The following is a 17810-nucleotide window of genomic DNA, read 5'->3' as shown; positions in this document are numbered from 1 at the left end:
GGGATTGAGTTGGATTGTTTTTTCCATTAAATAAACGGGGTTGGATATGAGAGTGAGTAAATATTTACCGGTTTTTGCTGTTTTTTTGTTGTTAACTGGTTGTTCCGGTTCTGCCGGTAAAGATGAAGCGATTGTCGACAAGATTACAGATGGAGATACATTTTCTGTCGTTTTTAATGAGCGGAAGGAAAAGATTCGCCTGATTGGAATCGACACACCTGAGTCCAAGAAAAACAAACAATCAGAAAAGCAGAGCAATAATGAGAACATCGATCAGGAGACCATTGTTTCGATGGGAAAGAAAGCCAAAGAATTTATGGCTTCTCTCATAAAGAAAGGTGACAAGGTCAGACTGGAATTCGATGTGCAGGAGCGGGACAAATATGGTCGATTTCTCTGTTATGTGTATTTGGAAGATGGCCGGATGATGAATGAGGTGATAATCAAGGAAGGTTATGCATACCCTCTGACAATTGCTCCTAATGTAAAGTATGAGGAAAAATTTCGTGAGGCATTCCGGTTTGCCAGAGAAAACAGCAAAGGACTCTGGAAGTAGATATCATTTCCTTCTACTCATAGTTGATTGCTGCTTTATAAGATTAAAGGGCTGCCTGTTGAATGACAGCCCTTAAATTGTTCCCCTCATCTCCCCGATGACCCGATCCCGTTAACCCCCGGGTACCCTTACCTGATTATTGCTAATTTTAATTTGTTACTATGCTAACTTAATCAGGTATTCTACTAAATTTTGTCTCATTGAATGACAATTTTTTTAGTACCTCAGATTTGGTAAATCTTTAACATTCGGACGAGAGAATAATGAAAGAGTACATTAACGACAATATCAGAAGAACAGAAATTCTTGCCCGTCTCATGAACAGGGAACCTCTCACATTACTCGACCTGAGTCTGGAGTATGAAGTCAGCGATACAACGATAAATCGCGACCTGAAATATTTCCGGTCAGTTGGTTTGCCCATCTACAGCAGAAAAAAAATTCTATTCGTTGCCGACAACCCCAAAAAGGATATTCTAACCGGCTATCTTGCCGAGTATCTCGCTTTTAAGCTTAACAGAAAGCTGCTTTATGATAAACTTGAAGCTGTAACAGGAGTTCTTCAGGAAAATTTCTTTCAGGTTCTCACACTTGCTGCGAAAGCTGTGGATGAGAGGAGGCTTTTATGCTTTCGGTATGAAAGGATTACCGACAACATGGAAAACAGCTACACCGTTAAGCCGGTTGAGTTAAGATTGACCGATTTTAACTGGGCACTTATCGCTGTGAAAGAAGGGGAGGAGATCGAAAAACTCTTCTATTTGAGCAGAATCAAGGAAATCAAGCTGCTGCCTGCTACTTTCTCTCTGGGAGCGGAAAAAGCCTCTGAGACCCTCCATGATATCGAATTGCGTTTTAGTTCAGCCTGCAGGAACAGTATCTATTCCAAAATCTGGTTTCAATCCTTCGAATTAAAGGAAGAGAACGACGGTTTTATCACTTTAAAGACCAGAGGACCAGTAAACAAAAAACTTGCAAGCTGGTGTTTACGGTGGCAGGATCAGATCGAGATAATTAAACCGGAAAAGCTAAAACTAAAAATAAGGGAAATGGTCGATTCCTTCTTCAGAACCAACTCATTTTAAGATTTATTAAAAAAAAGTCAATATTTTGTACTTGATTGTTTTGTAGATAAAAATATTTTGATTATTTTGCTCCGTATAAATAATAATTCTCCTACCGAATAATTACCAAATCACATAATAAATATCGAGTAAGAATAGTGAGAACTCTCATTTCTTTTTTCCTCCTGGCTGCATTTTCAACAGCAGCTTTTGCACAAACTTATTCATGGACCCTGAAACAAAGCGGGTCGAGTCTCGGGGATCCAATCACAAGTGATCCAAACAATTCCAATATTATTTACTACGGGACAGTCGCTCAAATTTACAGAAGCACTGACAGAGGTGAAACCTTTGCTCCCTGGGGAACATCTATTTCAGGTTCCACCAGAGTGAAGAATATTATTACGACTGCAAAAAACAGTCAGGTAATGATAGCCGCAATTGAAGCCAGCACTGACAAGATAGTAAAGACCACAAATGCAGGTCAGACATGGACAGTGACACTTGATAACGCAAGTTTCTCCTATTTTGGGATTCCGATGACTCCTGATCCATCTCATCCGGACACCATATACACGATGAGCAACAATGTTTTTTACAAATCGTATGATTTCGGTTCGACATGGACTCAAGTCAGTACTGCTTCCGGGTTTACCACTCCCTGTGATATAGAGGTGTTCCCTGACAGTTCGCACATTATCCTTGTTGGTGACAATACCACAGGGATTTTTCGCTCAACCAATTATGGTGTTACATGGACACAGGTTTATGTCACTTCCGGTGAGATTCCAACCATTGCTGTGGATCTGAGAAAAAAGGGAACCGCATGGGCTACAAAATGGGGTGGAGGCGGTGGTTTTCTGAAATCAACTGATTTTGGACTGACCTGGACTTCAATTCCTTTTTTCAACGGTTTGAGCATGTGGGGTGTGGACATAGCTCCTGAAAATTCAGATTTTATTATGACCGGAAGATACTCGGGAAGTAATATCTATGTGAGCAAGGACGGCGGTCTGACCTGGATCACCACCTCTCTGACTGCGAGTAACTACAGCGTAAATATTATAGACACCCTTACGATTTTCGCAGCACAATCACCCGGAATTTATAAAGCAACGGTTCCTTATGTACCTGTCGAACTGTCGTCATTCTATGCTTCGGTTATCGACAACGAAGTGTTCCTGGGTTGGACCACAGCAACAGAGCTTAATAATGCAAGATTTGAGATTGAAAGAGCACTTGCTACTGACAGGAATACTTGGACCCGGGTTGGTGAGATGGAAGGACACGGAACCACTACTACCCCGCGCAGATATGTTTTCAGTGATAAACCCGGTGTGACAGGGTCTTATCTTTACAGACTGAAACAGGTGGATTACGACGGGAAATTTGAATATTCAAACACCATCGAAGTAACAACCGAGATACCTTCAGTCTTTATGCTTTCGCAAAATTATCCAAATCCTTTTAATCCGACAACCAATATTGCATTCTCCATAACTGAACAGACAGAAGTTACTCTCTCGATATTCGATATCACAGGAAGAGAAGTAACCAAAATAATAAACAGCAAGACACTTCCTGCAGGAAACCATTCCGTCGAGTTTGACGCGTCACATCTAAATTCCGGTGTGTATCTTTATACTCTGAAGGCAGGTGACAGGTCTTTAACCAAAAAACTCACTTTAATCAAATAGAGAGACAGAAATGAAAAAATCTATCTATTATTTGTCGGTTTTCTTCCTCGTTTGTGCAATCGTCTATGGCGGGATTCAATACAGTACAGGCATCACAGGTATTACCAAACTAAATGGTGACGGGTGTGTCTGCCATAATCCCACCCCTACACCATCGGTAACAGTCAGAATCTGGGGACCAAATCAGGTGACTCCCGGCAGCACTAACGATTACACGGTATCACTTAAAGGAGGTCCGGCAGTAAAAGGCGGTTTTAATGTCGCTGCAAGGTTTGGAGTTCTTGCCAGCACCGACCCTGGTGTACAGAAAATTGGTCAGGAATTAACCCACAACACTCCAAGAGTTTTTGGTGGTCCTGATTCCGTTTACTGGACATTCAAATATACTGCTCCTGCCTCTCCAGGCACTGATACCATTTATGCCGCAGGCAACAGTGTGAACGGTGATGGCACTCCGACTGATCTGGATAACTGGAATTTCTCTCCGAATTTCCCGGTTCAGATTTCACAGGTTGTACCTGTTGAACTGACATCATTTTCTGCATCACAGACAAACAATGGTGTTGAGCTGTCATGGACAACTGCTACTGAATTGAACAACCGCGGTTTCGAAATTCAGAAAAACTCGACCGGCAAATGGGAGGTAATTGGTGAAGTGAAGGGGAATGGTACAACCACCAAGCCAAACAGCTACTCTTTTACCGATTTTAGTCTTGTGCAGGGAAGAATTCAGTACCGGTTGAAGCAGGTTGACTTTTCAGGCGAGTTCGAATATTCAAATGTAATTGAGGTGGAAATTGAGGTTATTAACGGATATTCGCTTAGCCAGAATTATCCCAATCCCTTCAATCCTTCAACTGTGATCAGTTTCAGAATGCCTTCGTCTGGAAATGTATTATTAAGTGTCTATAATTCTCTTGGTGAGAAAGTAGCGACTTTGGTAAATGGAGTGGTGCCGGCAGGTGCGCATTCAGTCAGTTTCAAGGCTGATAATCTGCCAAGTGGATTATACTTCTACAAATTGCAAACAGAAGGTGCTTCTCTTACAAGAAAAATGGTTTTGTCGAAGTAATATGAAGTATTTTCAGATTTCTGTAATTCTTGTATCGGTTCTGTTCATCGGATTTACGATAACGGATCCACCGAAACATGGAACAGCGGACACTGATGTAATCTCATGCACAGAGCTTAACGGGCTTGGCTGTGTATGTCACACAATACCACAGGATTCAACAGTTTTTACCCGGGTCGAGGGTCCACACTCACTTCGACCCGGTGAAACTGCTCTATACAGGGTGTATGTCGCCGGTGGACCGGCTCTGGGGGGTGGATACAATGTCGCTTCCCGTTTTGGTACACTCGGTGCTGCAGATTCTTCATCCCGCCTGCTCGACAATGAACTTACTCAAATGTATCCAAAAGCGTTTCCTCCCGGTGCTCAATCCATCTGGTGGGATTTTTACTACACTGCGCCCGTTAATAAAACTCAGGATACGATTTATTCTGTCGGGTTGAGCACTAACCACGATTTTATTCCGAACGAGTATGATCTGTGGGCGTTTGGTCCCAAATTTGTGGTTGATATAAGCAGAAATGTAACGAGTATCGATGAAAGTGGGGAAGTTTCTTCATTCAAACTTGACGGGAACTATCCAAATCCATTTAATCCATCCACCAAAATCTCATTTCAGTTGCCCTTTGCAGCAGAGGTTTCACTGATTGTTTACAATTCTTCTGGTGAAATTGTTGGAGAAATAAAAGATCTTAAGCGTGACTCCGGCAAACAGAGCATCGATTTCGAAGGAGCAAATCTCCCGAGTGGAGTTTATTTTTATAAAATCCTGGCAGCCGGAAAAGCGTTATTCGGGAAAATGTTGCTTCTAAAATAGATAAAAAAAGGCTGCCATTTCTGACAGCCTTTAACATCTAACTCAATCATTCTTTATCAACAATACAAACTTGTTTTTTTAGCTCTCCTCAGGGGTGAGTTAGTTCTCCTCGTTCTCGCCAGATTCCTCTTTTGATTCTTTCTTCTCTTCCTCTTCAAGGGCTTTCAGTCTTGCGAGTTCAAGAGGGTGCTCAGCTTCCATAAGCTCTTCACTCATCTTGCCTGTAATGAACGCTGTGTTCAGAGGATAGACTTCAGGGCTGAAGATTACATAGTAGAAGTGCCAAACAATAATTGCTAAAGTGGCGAGCCATGCCTCGTAATAATGAATCAGTGTCGAGATGTCGAACCATATTTTTGGTGCTTTTGCCAAAAAGAAGTCGTTGAACATCAGGAGGAGACCGGTGAGCGACATTACCACCGTACCCCACACAAGTGCCCAGTATTCAGCTTTTTCCATGTAGCTGAATCTTCTGAAAGCGGGTTTTTCCTCACTTCTGAAGGTGAGATATTTAAAGTTTACCTTCACATCATCCCAGTCGTGCCATGCCGGGAGGAAATCTTTTAACAGTTTCTTTCCGTTTTCATGGAAGAAAAGATACCAGACATGATAGAAAGAGACAATTATCATAATTATGCCGAGGATTCTGTGTGACAGACCTCTGATTTCAAATGCATACTCACCGAGGACATATCTGATTCCTCTTACCCAGAAAGCATCGGGATAAACGAGCCCAAAACCTGAAATTACCAGACCAATGAAAGATGTCAGAAGGAAGAAATGCTGGATTCTTTCGTTTTTGGTCATCCTTACATAATATTTGCCTTCTTCTTTCAGCTTCTTAATCTGGTGTTTGTGCTTCTTCTTTTCCTGCAGTTTGCGGAAGAGATCAAGTACATTGTGGATAAACATTATTCCAATGGTACCGAATATAATCAGGATATAACTCGTTTTTACTATCCAAAGAAGGATTGATTCCTCTTCCGTATTTGTTACATGCACCTTGGCAAATTCATCGTCAATCTTTGCATTTGGATGACACTTGCCACAGGTTTTCGAGAGGTTAGCCCGGTTAATCGATGAAAGGGGATCGGAACTTGGTCTGATATCATGATAGTGGTGGCAGCTTGCACAGTTGGCTGCGGTTTTAGATCCACCTCTTACAGCGAGACCATGATAACTTTTGTAATAGCTGTCTGCATTAATCTGTGAAAAGCTGTATTTTTCCGCCAATTGTACGCTTGCGTGGCAATCAGAACAGAGTTTTGCGATAAACTGACTTTTTAATCCCTCATTCTGGAATCTATCAGTATTCTCTATCTGATGATTACCATGGCAGTCAGCACAACCAGGTGAATCGTCTTTGCCTGATTTGAGTGATTTGAAATGGACACTCGCATTGTAATCAATTTTTTGTTTTACATGGCAACCGGATTTGCCACAAGTTGCTGCAATATTATGCTTGTTAATCGAAGAATTTGGATCTTTTGCAGGAAGCATGGCATGTCCTGTATGACAATCGGAACAAACCGCAGCTTTTTCGTTTCCTGCTTTCAGTGCTTTCCAGTGTGCAGAATTTTCATAATGCTGAATATCGTTTTTGGTTGTCTTTGTCAGTTTCAGAACTTTTTCATTCTTCACATGACAGTTCATGCACATTTCTTTGATTTTAATCTTCGCAAACTCAGGACTTTTGACACTTGAGATCTGGTGTTCTCCATGGCAGTCAGTACAAACAGGAGCAACATCTTTGTATTTTTGAGCAGCAAGTCCGTGCGCAGAGGCATTGAATTCTTTCATGGCATCCTGATGGCATCTGCCGCACATCGCATTAATATTTTCTCTTTTTACTTTGTTTTTTGTAGCCTCAAGTCCTTCTGCAGTATGGTTACCATGGCAATCTCCACATGAGGCAGCTTCCACACCATTCGACTGGAGGCGTGCATGGACGCTCGTCTGATAGGTCTTGATAAAATCGACAAGTTTTTCATTGTTTTTCGGATGGAAGATGGATGCATTCATATGACAATTCATGCATTCCTGTGAGTTCCTCGAAAATCTGTTCACTGCAGCAAGATGTTCACCGTGGCAGCTTGTGCAGCGGGGAAATGCTGCCTGATTTGCCTGTGCGTGTAATTCCACCGAGAACTGTGTTTTATGAACAGCGTGACACTTGTTGCAAAGTTGTGTTTCAGTGAACTTGTTAAAAGCAGTCTTTTTAATGTCATGGGAACTGTTTCCATGGCAGGTAACGCAGTTTACTTTGTTACCGGCTTTGTAGGCTTTGAAGTGACCACCTGTAGTAAATTGTTTTACTCCACCTGAAGTATGGCATGTCATACAAAGTTCCACTCTTCCGTTCGTCATGTTGGAAGCGGGAAGGATGGCGTGTTTCGTGTGACACGACCAGCATTCCACATTCTTTGTACCGTGGATACTGCTTTTGAATGCCTTTACATCGTGGCAACCACTGCAATCAACTTTGTAGATGTTGTTGCCTGCTTTGTGAGGCAGTTCCTCACCGTTAAAACCTGTATGGCAATCCATACACTCCATTGAACCGTGCACCGATGCCTGGTATCTTCCTCCCTCGACAAAGAGGGATACCGGCTTCCCGTTTCGGGTTGTACTCAGCGATTCATCACTGTGACATGCAAGGCAGTCATCATTCGATTTTTGTGCATAAATGTGAACTGTGGAGATGAAAATTATAAAGAGCAGTAGAGATATTTTTTTCATGGTTCAAACGGAATTAAAGTGCATTAATTGAATTTGCATTAAATAAGCAAAAATTGTGCCATCGTCTTTCAAAGGATCAAAAAAATTAACCGGAGAGAACCTTCTTTCAAGGGAAGTTAAAAAATGTCGATTAAAAGCCGGTATAAATAAATATTATGGGGACGAAGTGCTCTTTTATCCAAAATCAGCCGAGATAATCAGGTACTGTTTAATAATTCAACAGTAAAAAAATCTCATTATTTAGATTTTCAACACTTTTTTTCTCACAAATGAAAAAAGAAATTAGTCCGGAAATCCAGCCGGAAATCCATATTACTGAATTATTGGATTATTGGATTATTGGATTACTGCATTATTGGATTACTGCATTAAACCAGTTTTGGCACTCTCTCAATAAATGCATTCTGGGAATTGACCACGATAACATCCTCAGTGGTATCCACATAATTTCTGAACTCGCCAATACTTCGGCAGTCACAGTAACTCAAGCCGGACCTGATGCCGTATAAAAATTCCTGAACAAACTCATCGATACTACCTTTGTATTCCACAAGCGTCTCGATACCTTCCACTGCTTTTTTCTGCTGACCGAGAATTTCCGAAGCGGATTTTGACGCAAGTCCTCTAAAGAGTTTGTATTTTTTACCGTCAATTGCTTTAATAATTGCCCCGGGTGATTCATCAAATCCTGCGAAAAGTCGACCGAGCATGCAGAGATCTGCTCCCAGAGCAAGCGACTTCACCACATCACCTGAATACCTGATGCCACCGTCAGCCATCACGAGGCAGTGTTCCTGTTTCACTCCCCTTATTTCTTCAAGAATCGAGATAAGACCGCCGCCAATTCCTGTGGCTATGGAAGTGCTGCAGGCTGATCCGCCACCAATTCCCACTCGTACAACATTGATTCCAAGATCACTGAGAAAGAGGTATCCTTCCTTGCTTGCGACATTGCCGGCAACGGTGATGTAGCCGGAATAAACGGAATTGTACCATTTTACGGCATTCTCCATGAGAGAGGAGAAACCGTTCGCGGTATCAAAGCAGATCCAGAACGAAAATTTTGCCTTTCTCTCCTTCAGCCGGTAGTTTCTCATGATGGAGTCAAGCTCTCCCAGTCGTTCCTGATAATCACCTGAAACTCCTGTGGCAACTCCGAGATTTACATGATCACGACTGTTCAGTTCCGAGTCGACAACAATATCGATGGCGTTTTTTAGTTCGATTTTCTGACTTTCGATCGGCTGAAACCGATGAATAAGTCCGACCAGGCCAAACTGATTCATCTTCGCTGCCATGTTTCCGTTACAAACAGTATCCATGGGAGAGGCAACAATTGGGGCATCCAAGAGTGTATCGGCGACCGGAGAGACACTCAGATCCACCTCACTTCTGCTGTTGATTGTCGATTTTACTCTCGGGATAATGCTTATGTCATCAAATGTTAGATAGGTTTTGTGCATTCTGTTTGCTCCGGAAAAGCGTTTAATGATATTGTTGATTTCAGAGCGTAATTTATACATAAAATATCTTTTCTGCAAAAGATAAAATTCCTCTTTACCCAAAATTCCCATTATTTAATCTCTTAGAAAGTGAAGGAAAAACCGGTCATTCTTTCAAATAAGAATTTAAAGTCTTCTTTTTTCTTAAAAGTGAGATGTCATTCATCCGCAGGTGCCAAAACAATGTAATTTTAGGCGATTTAATTTGGCATAATTATTGCGGAACAAGTTGTTTCATATTTCATAAAGCAGATAACAATCGAATCGTTTTCTTAAATAAAACTAAAGATCAACTATGACAAACTTCAAACATCTTTACTTGTCTGCATCGTTTTTCCTGATCATACTCTTTTTTCAGATCAATCTGATTGCCGACAACAAAGGAAAGTTTTCCACTTCATCAAATGATGACTGTCTTGCCTGCCATTCAGACAACACCCTGACGATGGAGCGCAACGGAAAACAGAGATCACTGTTCGTTGATGAGAAGATTCTGGCTGCTTCACCCCACAAAAAACTTGAATGCGTTTCATGTCATGCGGGATTTAATCCTGAAGAAATGCCTCACAAGGAGAACATCCAGCCAATCGATTGTATGACCTGCCATAAAGATGCCAAAATAAGACACCTTTTCCATCCTCAAATGTTCTATGCAAAACCGCTGGCAGAGGGGAAAGATGTAAGTTGCAAGTCGTGTCACGGCACTCATGATGCAAAGCCTTTCAAAAATATCGGTAGAACCAATTCAATTGCAGTTTGCGCCAAGTGCCACACTGTTCAAAACGGGGATTTTTACTACAGTATCCATGGATACGGAACCGGTGCCAATGAAAAGCCGGGTTGCATTACCTGCCACAAGGAACAGATTACAACAGGAAGTTACGGGACTGATAAGGTCAGACTCAAATCCGCTCAGCAGAATTTGTGTCTCTCCTGTCACAATAATGTAACTGCCGTAACTTCAAGATTTGCTTTCAATAAAAAGTTTATCTCGAACGCTGATTCAAGCACCCACTCAAAACTTATAAAGGGAGGTAACGGGGAAGCTGCTTCATGTGTCGATTGTCATGGAAGCCACAAAGTAAAGGGCAAAGAGGATCAGGCTTCGAATGTATTTGCCGGCAACATACCTAATACATGTGGTGCCTGCCATAAAGATATCAAGGCGGATTATTCTTCAAGCGTCCATTTTGATGCTTTTAATAAAAAAGTGAAGGATGCTCCCGTTTGTTCCTCATGTCATAATGAACATGAAACAGCCAAAGTGAAGACCGAAAAAGTCTGTGCCGGTTGCCATCAGCCAGTCGAGATTTCTCCTGATTATGCCCTCTCGAACAACAAAACCAAAGTTTCGAAAAATAATTATCACGGCATAGAAGTAAAAGACAACAAGGTTACTGTATCGAACTGTGCAAGTTGTCACGGACCACACAAGATTATCAATTCAAAAGATGCCGGTTCATCAGTAAACAAGAAAAATCTACAAGCAACCTGCGGGAAGTGTCACCCTGGAGCAGAAACCGATTTCATCTCCGGCACGATTCACAAAGTTGCTGATAAACCGGTGAAAACGGTTGAGAAAAAAGAGGAAACCCCAACTTCGGATAAAGGAAGCACATTTCTAATGGTTGCTTTTATTCTGATGGGAATCGCTTTGATCGCCGGATTCATTTTTATCCGCAGAAAAAAGAAAACAGACACTTCACGGAACGATAAATAAAATTTGAAAGAGCCAGGATGAAAAAGATATTTCCAACCTCAGTTTACAATCCAATCTCGATCGGCGGAGCTGTTCTCGCAGGGATAAGTTTTGGATTGATCATTTTCCTCATGATTATTGAGTCATTCAGCGAGGTTCATAAACCCTACATGGGCATCATCGCTTTCGTGATTTTACCTGTTTTTCTTATAACCGGACTGATCATCATCGCCTACGGATGGTACAGGGAACACAAGCGGTCGAAACAAATCGATTTCAAAGCGAGGAAATTCCCAAAAATTGATTTGAACGATCCAAAGCAACTGACCGCCACAATCTTTTTCTCGGTTGGCACCATCTTCCTGCTTCTCTTTTCCGCTTTTGGAAGTTTTAAGGCGTATGAATACACCGACTCAGATGAATTTTGCGGTACTGTCTGCCACACGGTAATGGAACCGGAATACACAGCCTACAAAAATTCGCCCCACTCCAAAGTAGGATGCGTGAAGTGTCACATAGGCGAGGGAGCGGGCTGGTTTGTAAGAGCCAAAATATCGGGTTCCTATCAGCTTTACTCGGTTACTTTCAATAAATATTCAAGACCAATTCCGACTCCGATCGAGAATTTGCGTCCCGCTCAGGAAACATGTGAACAGTGCCACTGGCCCAAACACTTCTTCAGCGAAAAGAAAGTTGATCTCGACTACTATCTTTCAGACGAAAAAAACACAAAATCTTCGCTTACTCTCCTCATGAGAGTCGGTGGGGGAAACACCGAACTTGGCAACAGAAACGGTATCCACTGGCACATGGACATAGCCAATGACATTTACTACACGGCTACAGATCATACCCGTCAGACAATTGACTGGGTAAAAGCCGTGAACAAAGAAACGGGCAAGGAAACGATTTACAAGGTGAGAGGTAAGTCCAAAAAAGCCACAGAAGGAAGTGAAGAAATAAGGAAAATGGATTGTATCGACTGCCACAACAGACCGGCACACATCTATAACGAGCCAAGCCGCATAATTAACATCTCGATGTCCCGCGGCGTTATTGACTCCACACTTCCATACATCAAAAGTGTAACCACTCAGGCACTTGATGCCACCTACCAGACAAAGGACGAGGCACAATCGAAAATTGCCTCCACAATCACAAACTTCTATAAAAACAACTATCCGGAAATCGCAAAGAAAAACGGACAAAAAATAGCCATCGCGATAAAAGAAGTGCAAAAAATATATTCCCGTAACTACTTCCCAGAAATGCGGGTAAGCTGGAGACATTATCCCAACAACCTCGGACACATGAACTACGATGGCTGCTTCCGCTGCCACGACGGCAATCATGTCACCGACGACGGGAAAGTCCTGACAAACGACTGCAACAGTTGTCATGTCCTTCTTGCTCAAACCACTCCGCAAAAAGGATCACAAATATCAATGCAGGGTCTTGAATTCACCCATCCCGGTGGTATAGAAGTTTCCTTCAAAACCCAGAAGTGCAGCGCTTGCCACGGGGTAGGGAACAAGACGCTGGAGAAGAAACAGCTATGATCTATGAACTATGAACTATTAGCTGTTTTTGGGACGCAGACCCACCACGGCGGGCACGGTACACGCAGATTAGACGGAATTTCGCAGAGGAGGAAGGTTCCACGGATGGTTAATGGTTCCACGGATTTATCACAGATCTCACGGATAAGAGAAAAGCTTTGATTTCGGAAAAGGAGCGACAATCGTCTCGATTGTCCTGCCGACCAATGACACCCTTGCGGCGACATCTTCATTGAACACGATAATCAAGATCAATAAGGATGCGAAGGATATTTCCCCCGGAGCGGGGTTACATGTTGGTAGAAGGTAATCCACCCATCCTTAATTACCCCCGGAGCGGGGTTACATGTTGGTAGAAGGGAATCCACCCATCCTTAATTACCCCCGGAGCGGGGTTACATGTTGGTAGAAGGGAATCCACCCATCCTTAATTACCCCCGGAGCGGGGTTACATGTTGGTAGAAACAAAATTCAGGATTCAAACCTCAAACCTCAAACTTCAATATTGTGACCTATTCCGCACCGGTCTAAAAATAATTTAATTATTTCAGTTAAATGAAGTAAATTATCTTTTCGGATTGTATGAATTTTAGCGGTATGCCATTAATGAAATATAAAGTGTTTGTTTTCCTTTTGCCTCTTTTGCTTGCGGGCTGTTCTTCGAATGTGAAAAAGGCTTATTCTAATGAGAATAATTCTCCTGTAACTCAGGGGGCAGCGATGCCTTTTCAGTTTGAAGTGTATTCGGAGATTGAGATAGCAAAAATCAGAACTTTCCACTGGAATGACGGAAAGGGAGCCCCTGCGGGTGAGATAATTCTGACCGACAGACCGGGAAAAGTGATCGGGAAGTGGCAGGCTGAGGGAAAGCCCGGGCGGAATAGTGTAGCGTCCGCTTTATGGGAAGTGGAGCCTGACATTAAATTAAAACCGGGAATATACTTTATCAGTACCGGAAATGACAAAAGCTGGTCACATAACCCTGAATCGCAGGGAATTGGTTTCACTTCCATTTACATTAAGGAATAGAGGCGGTTTTATGGACGAAGCGAGGTCAAGAAGGGCAACAGTGATAAACCCTGCCAAAAATTCTGACGGAATACTGCCTAAAATCAGTTCTGTTCATACAGAACCCTACACCAATTATATCTTAAGACTTCTTTTTGAAGCATCACCCGACGGCTTTTTTGCCATGATGCTGAATCAACCTGTCGAATGGGACCCCGAAAATGAGGATCCCCAGCTCTTCGAACATATCTTCAAAACTCAACAGATCACCATTTTCAACAAACGGGCTACGGAATTAAATCCCGGTTTCCACGGAAATCTTATGGGTGTTTCGCCCGAGAGATATTTCTATTATGATGTAAAGAGCGGGAAGTCTGCCTGGAGAAAACTTTTGAAGACCGGCTGGCTGCACCTCGAAACTTCGGAGGAGATTTCTCCCGGGATGCAGATCTGGATTGAGACCGAGTTTGTAAACATTTACGATAACAACGGGCTCCTTCTTGGGTGTTTCGCTAGTCAGAGGGATTTTTCACTTCGATACTCCGAAATCGACAGCCTGACTAAATCGAACAAGGATCTGGGTTCTGCCATAGCTGCTGTCGGTGACCCGCTGATCATGGTAGATAAAAGCGGAGTTGTAACCTATCTTAACTATAGTGCAGAAGTGACGCTTGATCTGTCGTATGACCAGTTTGTGAACAAAAAGCTGACTGACATAGTACAAATTGACGACCTTGACACGGGGCAGAATCTTAAATCAATTCTTGAACAGGTGAGGGTGTCGGGCTTAAACTTCCGACTCGGGAATACCGCCCGGCTAAAATTCGGAGTTCGTGAAAGTTCGATCACGGGAGTAATATCTCCTGTAAAGGCAGAGGATGAACGACACATCGGGTGGATATTGCTTCTTCGTTATCCGGGAGAGGTGCAGAAAGAATTTATAGAGGACCGGGTTAATTATGAAAGAATGTCACGCTTAAATAAACTGACTCTGTCGGGAAACTGGGAAATTGATCTGAATCAGGGGAAAGTGTGGATCAGCGATGACATTTTCGATCTTTTCGGGATTCGAAGAGTTATGCGTGACGACCCTGAGGAACTGAAATTCCTTCAGACGAAGATGAATGAGTTGATTGCCGTTGAAGACAGGGAAAAAGTTGAAAAAGCAGCCACATCATTGATTAATGATTTCAAAGGCTACTCGGTTGATTACAGAATAATTGATCCTGAAACAAAGAAAATCAGATATATCAGGTCGGTGGTTGAGGTGAATTTCGACAAGGCAGGTAATCCTGCGATGATTACCGGTGTGGCACATGATCTGACCTGGCATTATGAAGAACTTACAAAATCGGATTTCTTCCGTGAAATTATTGAACAGGCACCTGTCGGAATTGTCGTAACCGACCCTTCAGGCATCATCAAATATATCAATAAGCGAATTGCCGATATCACAGGTTACTTGCCGGAGGAGATGCTGGGACAGAAACCTTCGATACTTAAATCGGGTGTTTTACCGCCACAGTTCTATGAAAATCTGTGGAAAGTTGTTCTTTCGGGTGAAATTTGGCAGGGTGACATAATCAACAAAAAGAAAGACGGCAGCCACTATTGGGATTCTGCCTCCATTTCTGCAATAAAAGACAGAAGCGGAGCTATTGATAAACTTGTTGCATATAAGCAGGATGTGACTTCGCGTAAAAAACTTGAAAGTGACATCAGGAAGCAACGGGATAATTTTGATCTGCTCCACAGGGAGAAAGTGGCGATTCTCGAAAATCTGGGTCTGGAAATCAGGGATCCTCTGAACGGGATTACAGGATTTCTTGATGTACTGATATCTGAAGTTACTGATTACAATCAGCGAAAATTGTTGAAATCAATAAAGCACTCTGCGGACAGGGTGATCAAAAAACTTGACTCGGTTGCCAATATCCTCGATATGGAAAAGGATTCATGGCGGGTGGATTTGAGGCTTACAGATATCGGAGCAGCACTTCAGGAAATATTTGCCTATTACAAAGAGACGGCAGAGGACAAAGGTCTTCGGTTTGATACTTATGTGCAGGAGGGGATAAAAATAGTAACTGATGCCGGATTAATAGCAAAAGCCACGGGCAATCTTCTCGACAATGCCGTCAGGTTTACAACAGAAGGCTCGATAAGAGTGGAAGTGATGAGAACACCTGGTGAGTCGGATGAACTTCTAATCAGGGTGACAGATACCGGTCCCGGAATCAAAAAAGAGATAATCGATTCAATTTTCAGGGAGGCGGGGTCTTTCACTGCCGACATTTCCAAAGCAATGCCTGCCGGTGGATTTGGACTAAAGATAACAAAAGAGATTCTGAAGAAGCTGGGTGGTACAATAAAAATCGAAAGTGTACCTGGTAAAAGAACTTCACTAACTATTGTTCTGCAACCCGACGGCGTGCCGAATGATGACTCCGGTGACAAGGAACTGATAAAGCAGTTTAACAGGCAATTGCAAAAATCGAATATGAACGAAATACTTCTTGTCGAGGACAGCAAAATAAATTCTGATGTGATAGCTCTGTACCTGAGACGGATTTGCACCGTTGATACCGTAAGGAGCGGGGAAGCTGCTGTCAGGATGGCAACAGAGAAAAAATATTCGGTAGTCATCATGGATATCAACCTTGGAGAGGGCATAGACGGGGTGGATACAATGAAGAGGATAAGAAGTCTCCCCGGATACGAACATATTCCGTTTATCGCAGTGACAGGGTATGCATTGAATAACGATAAAATGAGGATTATTGATGAAGGTTTCGACTTTTTCCACACGAAACCCCTGGATATGGTAAAGTTTACAACATTCATTCAGGAATTGCTGGTCGCAGAAGATACAGGCTGATATCCTGGTTAAACCATTCTTCAAAAGCTGATGTCAAAAGGGAAATGAGAAACAAAAATTTTAGATTATATTTGAACAATCAATCATTAAAAAAAGGATTAAACATGAAAGCTGTATTTAGCTTCATTTTAGCATTATGCATTCTTTCCGGAGTTGCTTATTCACAAAAAGGTGATGTTTACGGAAAAGGAACAACTCTTAAAACAAAAACAAAGATTTCGACAATTCTCGATTCTCCTAAAAAATATATAGGTAAAAAAGTCCTCGTGGAAGGCACTATACTAGATGTATGTGAAAAAAGAGGCTGTTGGATGGAAATCTCCGGTGATAAAAAAGGTCAGAAAATCAAAATCAAAGTTGAAGATGGCGTTATTGTGTTCCCGGTAAGCAAAAAGGGACATAAAGCTTTGGTCGAAGGTGAAGTGGAAGAACTCGTCTATACAAAAGAGGAGTTGATTGAAGCAGAGCAGCACAAAGCTGAAGAACAGGGGACAAAATTTGACCCTTCCACCATCAAATCGGGTAAAACTGTTTACAGAATCAAAGGCATCGGCGCCAAAATATTTTAAGAGGCTTAACTGCCTTTCTTTAAGGTCTTGCACTCTAAAAGGGTGTAAGACTTTTTTTTTAATTTCCGGAGAAGAATATGAGTGAGGGAGAGAAGAAAATAAGGATATTTTTACGAAAATGGCACAGGGATATCGGTTATTTTATTGCGGGGCTGACAATTATTTATGCAATTTCAGGGGTTGCGGTAAATCATATCGATGACTGGAACCCAAGCTACAGCATCACAACCGAGGTCTTAAAGGCTGATACACTTCCTCGTGTTTATTGGGCTTCTGAGAAGATAGACAGCATAGTGCTTGCACATCTGAAAATAAAAGAGAAACCGATGGAGACTTTCTCTGAATCCGATGAAAAGATCAAACTCTTTTTTGAGGGAAAAGTGATCGATTTTAACATGGCGACGGGTGAACTGTCGATTGAAACAACGAGTGGAAAACCGGTTTTGAAGGAAGTAAATTTTCTGCATTTGAACAAACCGAAGAAAATCTGGACATGGGTTGCGGATGTTTTTGCCGTCCTGCTTGCGTTCCTCGCTATATCAGGAGTTATAATGGTAAAAGGAAAAAACGGTCTTCAGGGGAGAGGGAAGTGGATACTGGCTGCAGGTATCCTTGTTCCGGTGGTCTTTTGGATACTGTATCTGAACTGA

At 42.3% G+C, this 17810-nt stretch carries 13 protein-coding genes; 11 read left to right on the top strand and 2 right to left on the bottom strand.

Annotated features, from left to right (window positions below; genetic code table 11):
* The first annotated feature begins 46 nt into the window (after positions 1-46).
* The 5 genes from LCH52_02870 to LCH52_02850 all read left to right on the top strand — a co-directional run bounded on the left by LCH52_02870 (position 47) and on the right by LCH52_02850 (position 5206).
* Positions 47-556, top strand: a complete 510-nt coding sequence (locus tag LCH52_02870; GenBank protein ID MCA0387417.1) for a thermonuclease family protein — start codon at positions 47-49, stop codon at positions 554-556.
* A 263-nt stretch (positions 557-819) separates the two neighbouring features.
* Positions 820-1641 (top strand): transcriptional regulator, encoded by an 822-nt coding sequence (locus tag LCH52_02865; protein MCA0387416.1) that lies wholly within the window; start codon positions 820-822, stop codon positions 1639-1641.
* A gap of 137 nt (positions 1642-1778) precedes the next feature.
* Positions 1779-3317, top strand: a complete 1539-nt coding sequence (locus tag LCH52_02860) for a T9SS type A sorting domain-containing protein (GenBank protein MCA0387415.1) — start codon at positions 1779-1781, stop codon at positions 3315-3317.
* A 10-nt stretch (positions 3318-3327) separates the two neighbouring features.
* A complete protein-coding gene (locus LCH52_02855) occupies positions 3328-4389 on the top strand; it encodes a T9SS type A sorting domain-containing protein (GenBank protein ID MCA0387414.1) in 1062 nt (353 codons plus the stop codon).
* A 1-nt stretch (position 4390) separates the two neighbouring features.
* A complete protein-coding gene (locus LCH52_02850; GenBank protein MCA0387413.1) occupies positions 4391-5206 on the top strand; it encodes a T9SS type A sorting domain-containing protein in 816 nt (271 codons plus the stop codon).
* 99 nt (positions 5207-5305) lie between these two features.
* Here the strand turns inward: LCH52_02850 and LCH52_02845 are convergent, their stop codons facing one another.
* A complete protein-coding gene (locus tag LCH52_02845; GenBank protein MCA0387412.1) occupies positions 5306-7945 on the bottom strand; it encodes a cytochrome c3 family protein in 2640 nt (879 codons plus the stop codon).
* A gap of 368 nt (positions 7946-8313) precedes the next feature.
* Positions 8314-9408, bottom strand: a complete 1095-nt coding sequence (locus LCH52_02840; GenBank protein ID MCA0387411.1) for a guanosine monophosphate reductase — start codon at positions 9406-9408, stop codon at positions 8314-8316.
* A 334-nt stretch (positions 9409-9742) separates the two neighbouring features.
* Between LCH52_02840 and LCH52_02835 the strand changes: the two genes are divergently transcribed.
* The 6 genes from LCH52_02835 (at position 9743) to LCH52_02810 (ending at position 17810) form a co-directional block, all read left to right on the top strand.
* Positions 9743-11167 (top strand): cytochrome c3 family protein, encoded by a 1425-nt coding sequence (locus tag LCH52_02835; protein ID MCA0387410.1) that lies wholly within the window; start codon positions 9743-9745, stop codon positions 11165-11167.
* 17 nt (positions 11168-11184) lie between these two features.
* Complete coding sequence (locus tag LCH52_02830) at positions 11185-12705, top strand: NapC/NirT family cytochrome c (protein ID MCA0387409.1); 1521 nt, start codon at positions 11185-11187, stop codon at positions 12703-12705.
* A gap of 606 nt (positions 12706-13311) precedes the next feature.
* The gene (locus LCH52_02825; GenBank protein MCA0387408.1) at positions 13312-13734 is read left to right on the top strand and encodes a hypothetical protein; all 423 of its coding nucleotides are present in this window, start codon (positions 13312-13314) and stop codon (positions 13732-13734) included.
* Positions 13664-16591: a PAS domain S-box protein gene (locus LCH52_02820; protein ID MCA0387407.1), complete on the top strand. Its 2928-nt coding sequence runs from the start codon at positions 13664-13666 to the stop codon at positions 16589-16591. The genes LCH52_02825 and LCH52_02820 overlap by 71 nt, the downstream gene beginning before the upstream one ends.
* A 104-nt stretch (positions 16592-16695) precedes the next feature.
* Entirely contained in the window at positions 16696-17160 is a 465-nt protein-coding gene (locus LCH52_02815; GenBank protein MCA0387406.1) for a DUF4920 domain-containing protein, read from the top strand.
* Between the two features lie 77 nt (positions 17161-17237).
* Entirely contained in the window at positions 17238-17810 is a 573-nt protein-coding gene (locus LCH52_02810; protein ID MCA0387405.1) for a PepSY-associated TM helix domain-containing protein, read from the top strand.

The organism is Bacteroidota bacterium, assembly GCA_020161395.1.
In the GTDB taxonomy this organism is placed as follows: Bacteria; Bacteroidota; Ignavibacteria; order Ignavibacteriales; family Ignavibacteriaceae; genus UTCHB3.
This window is presented reverse-complemented; position numbering and strand designations above follow the sequence as displayed.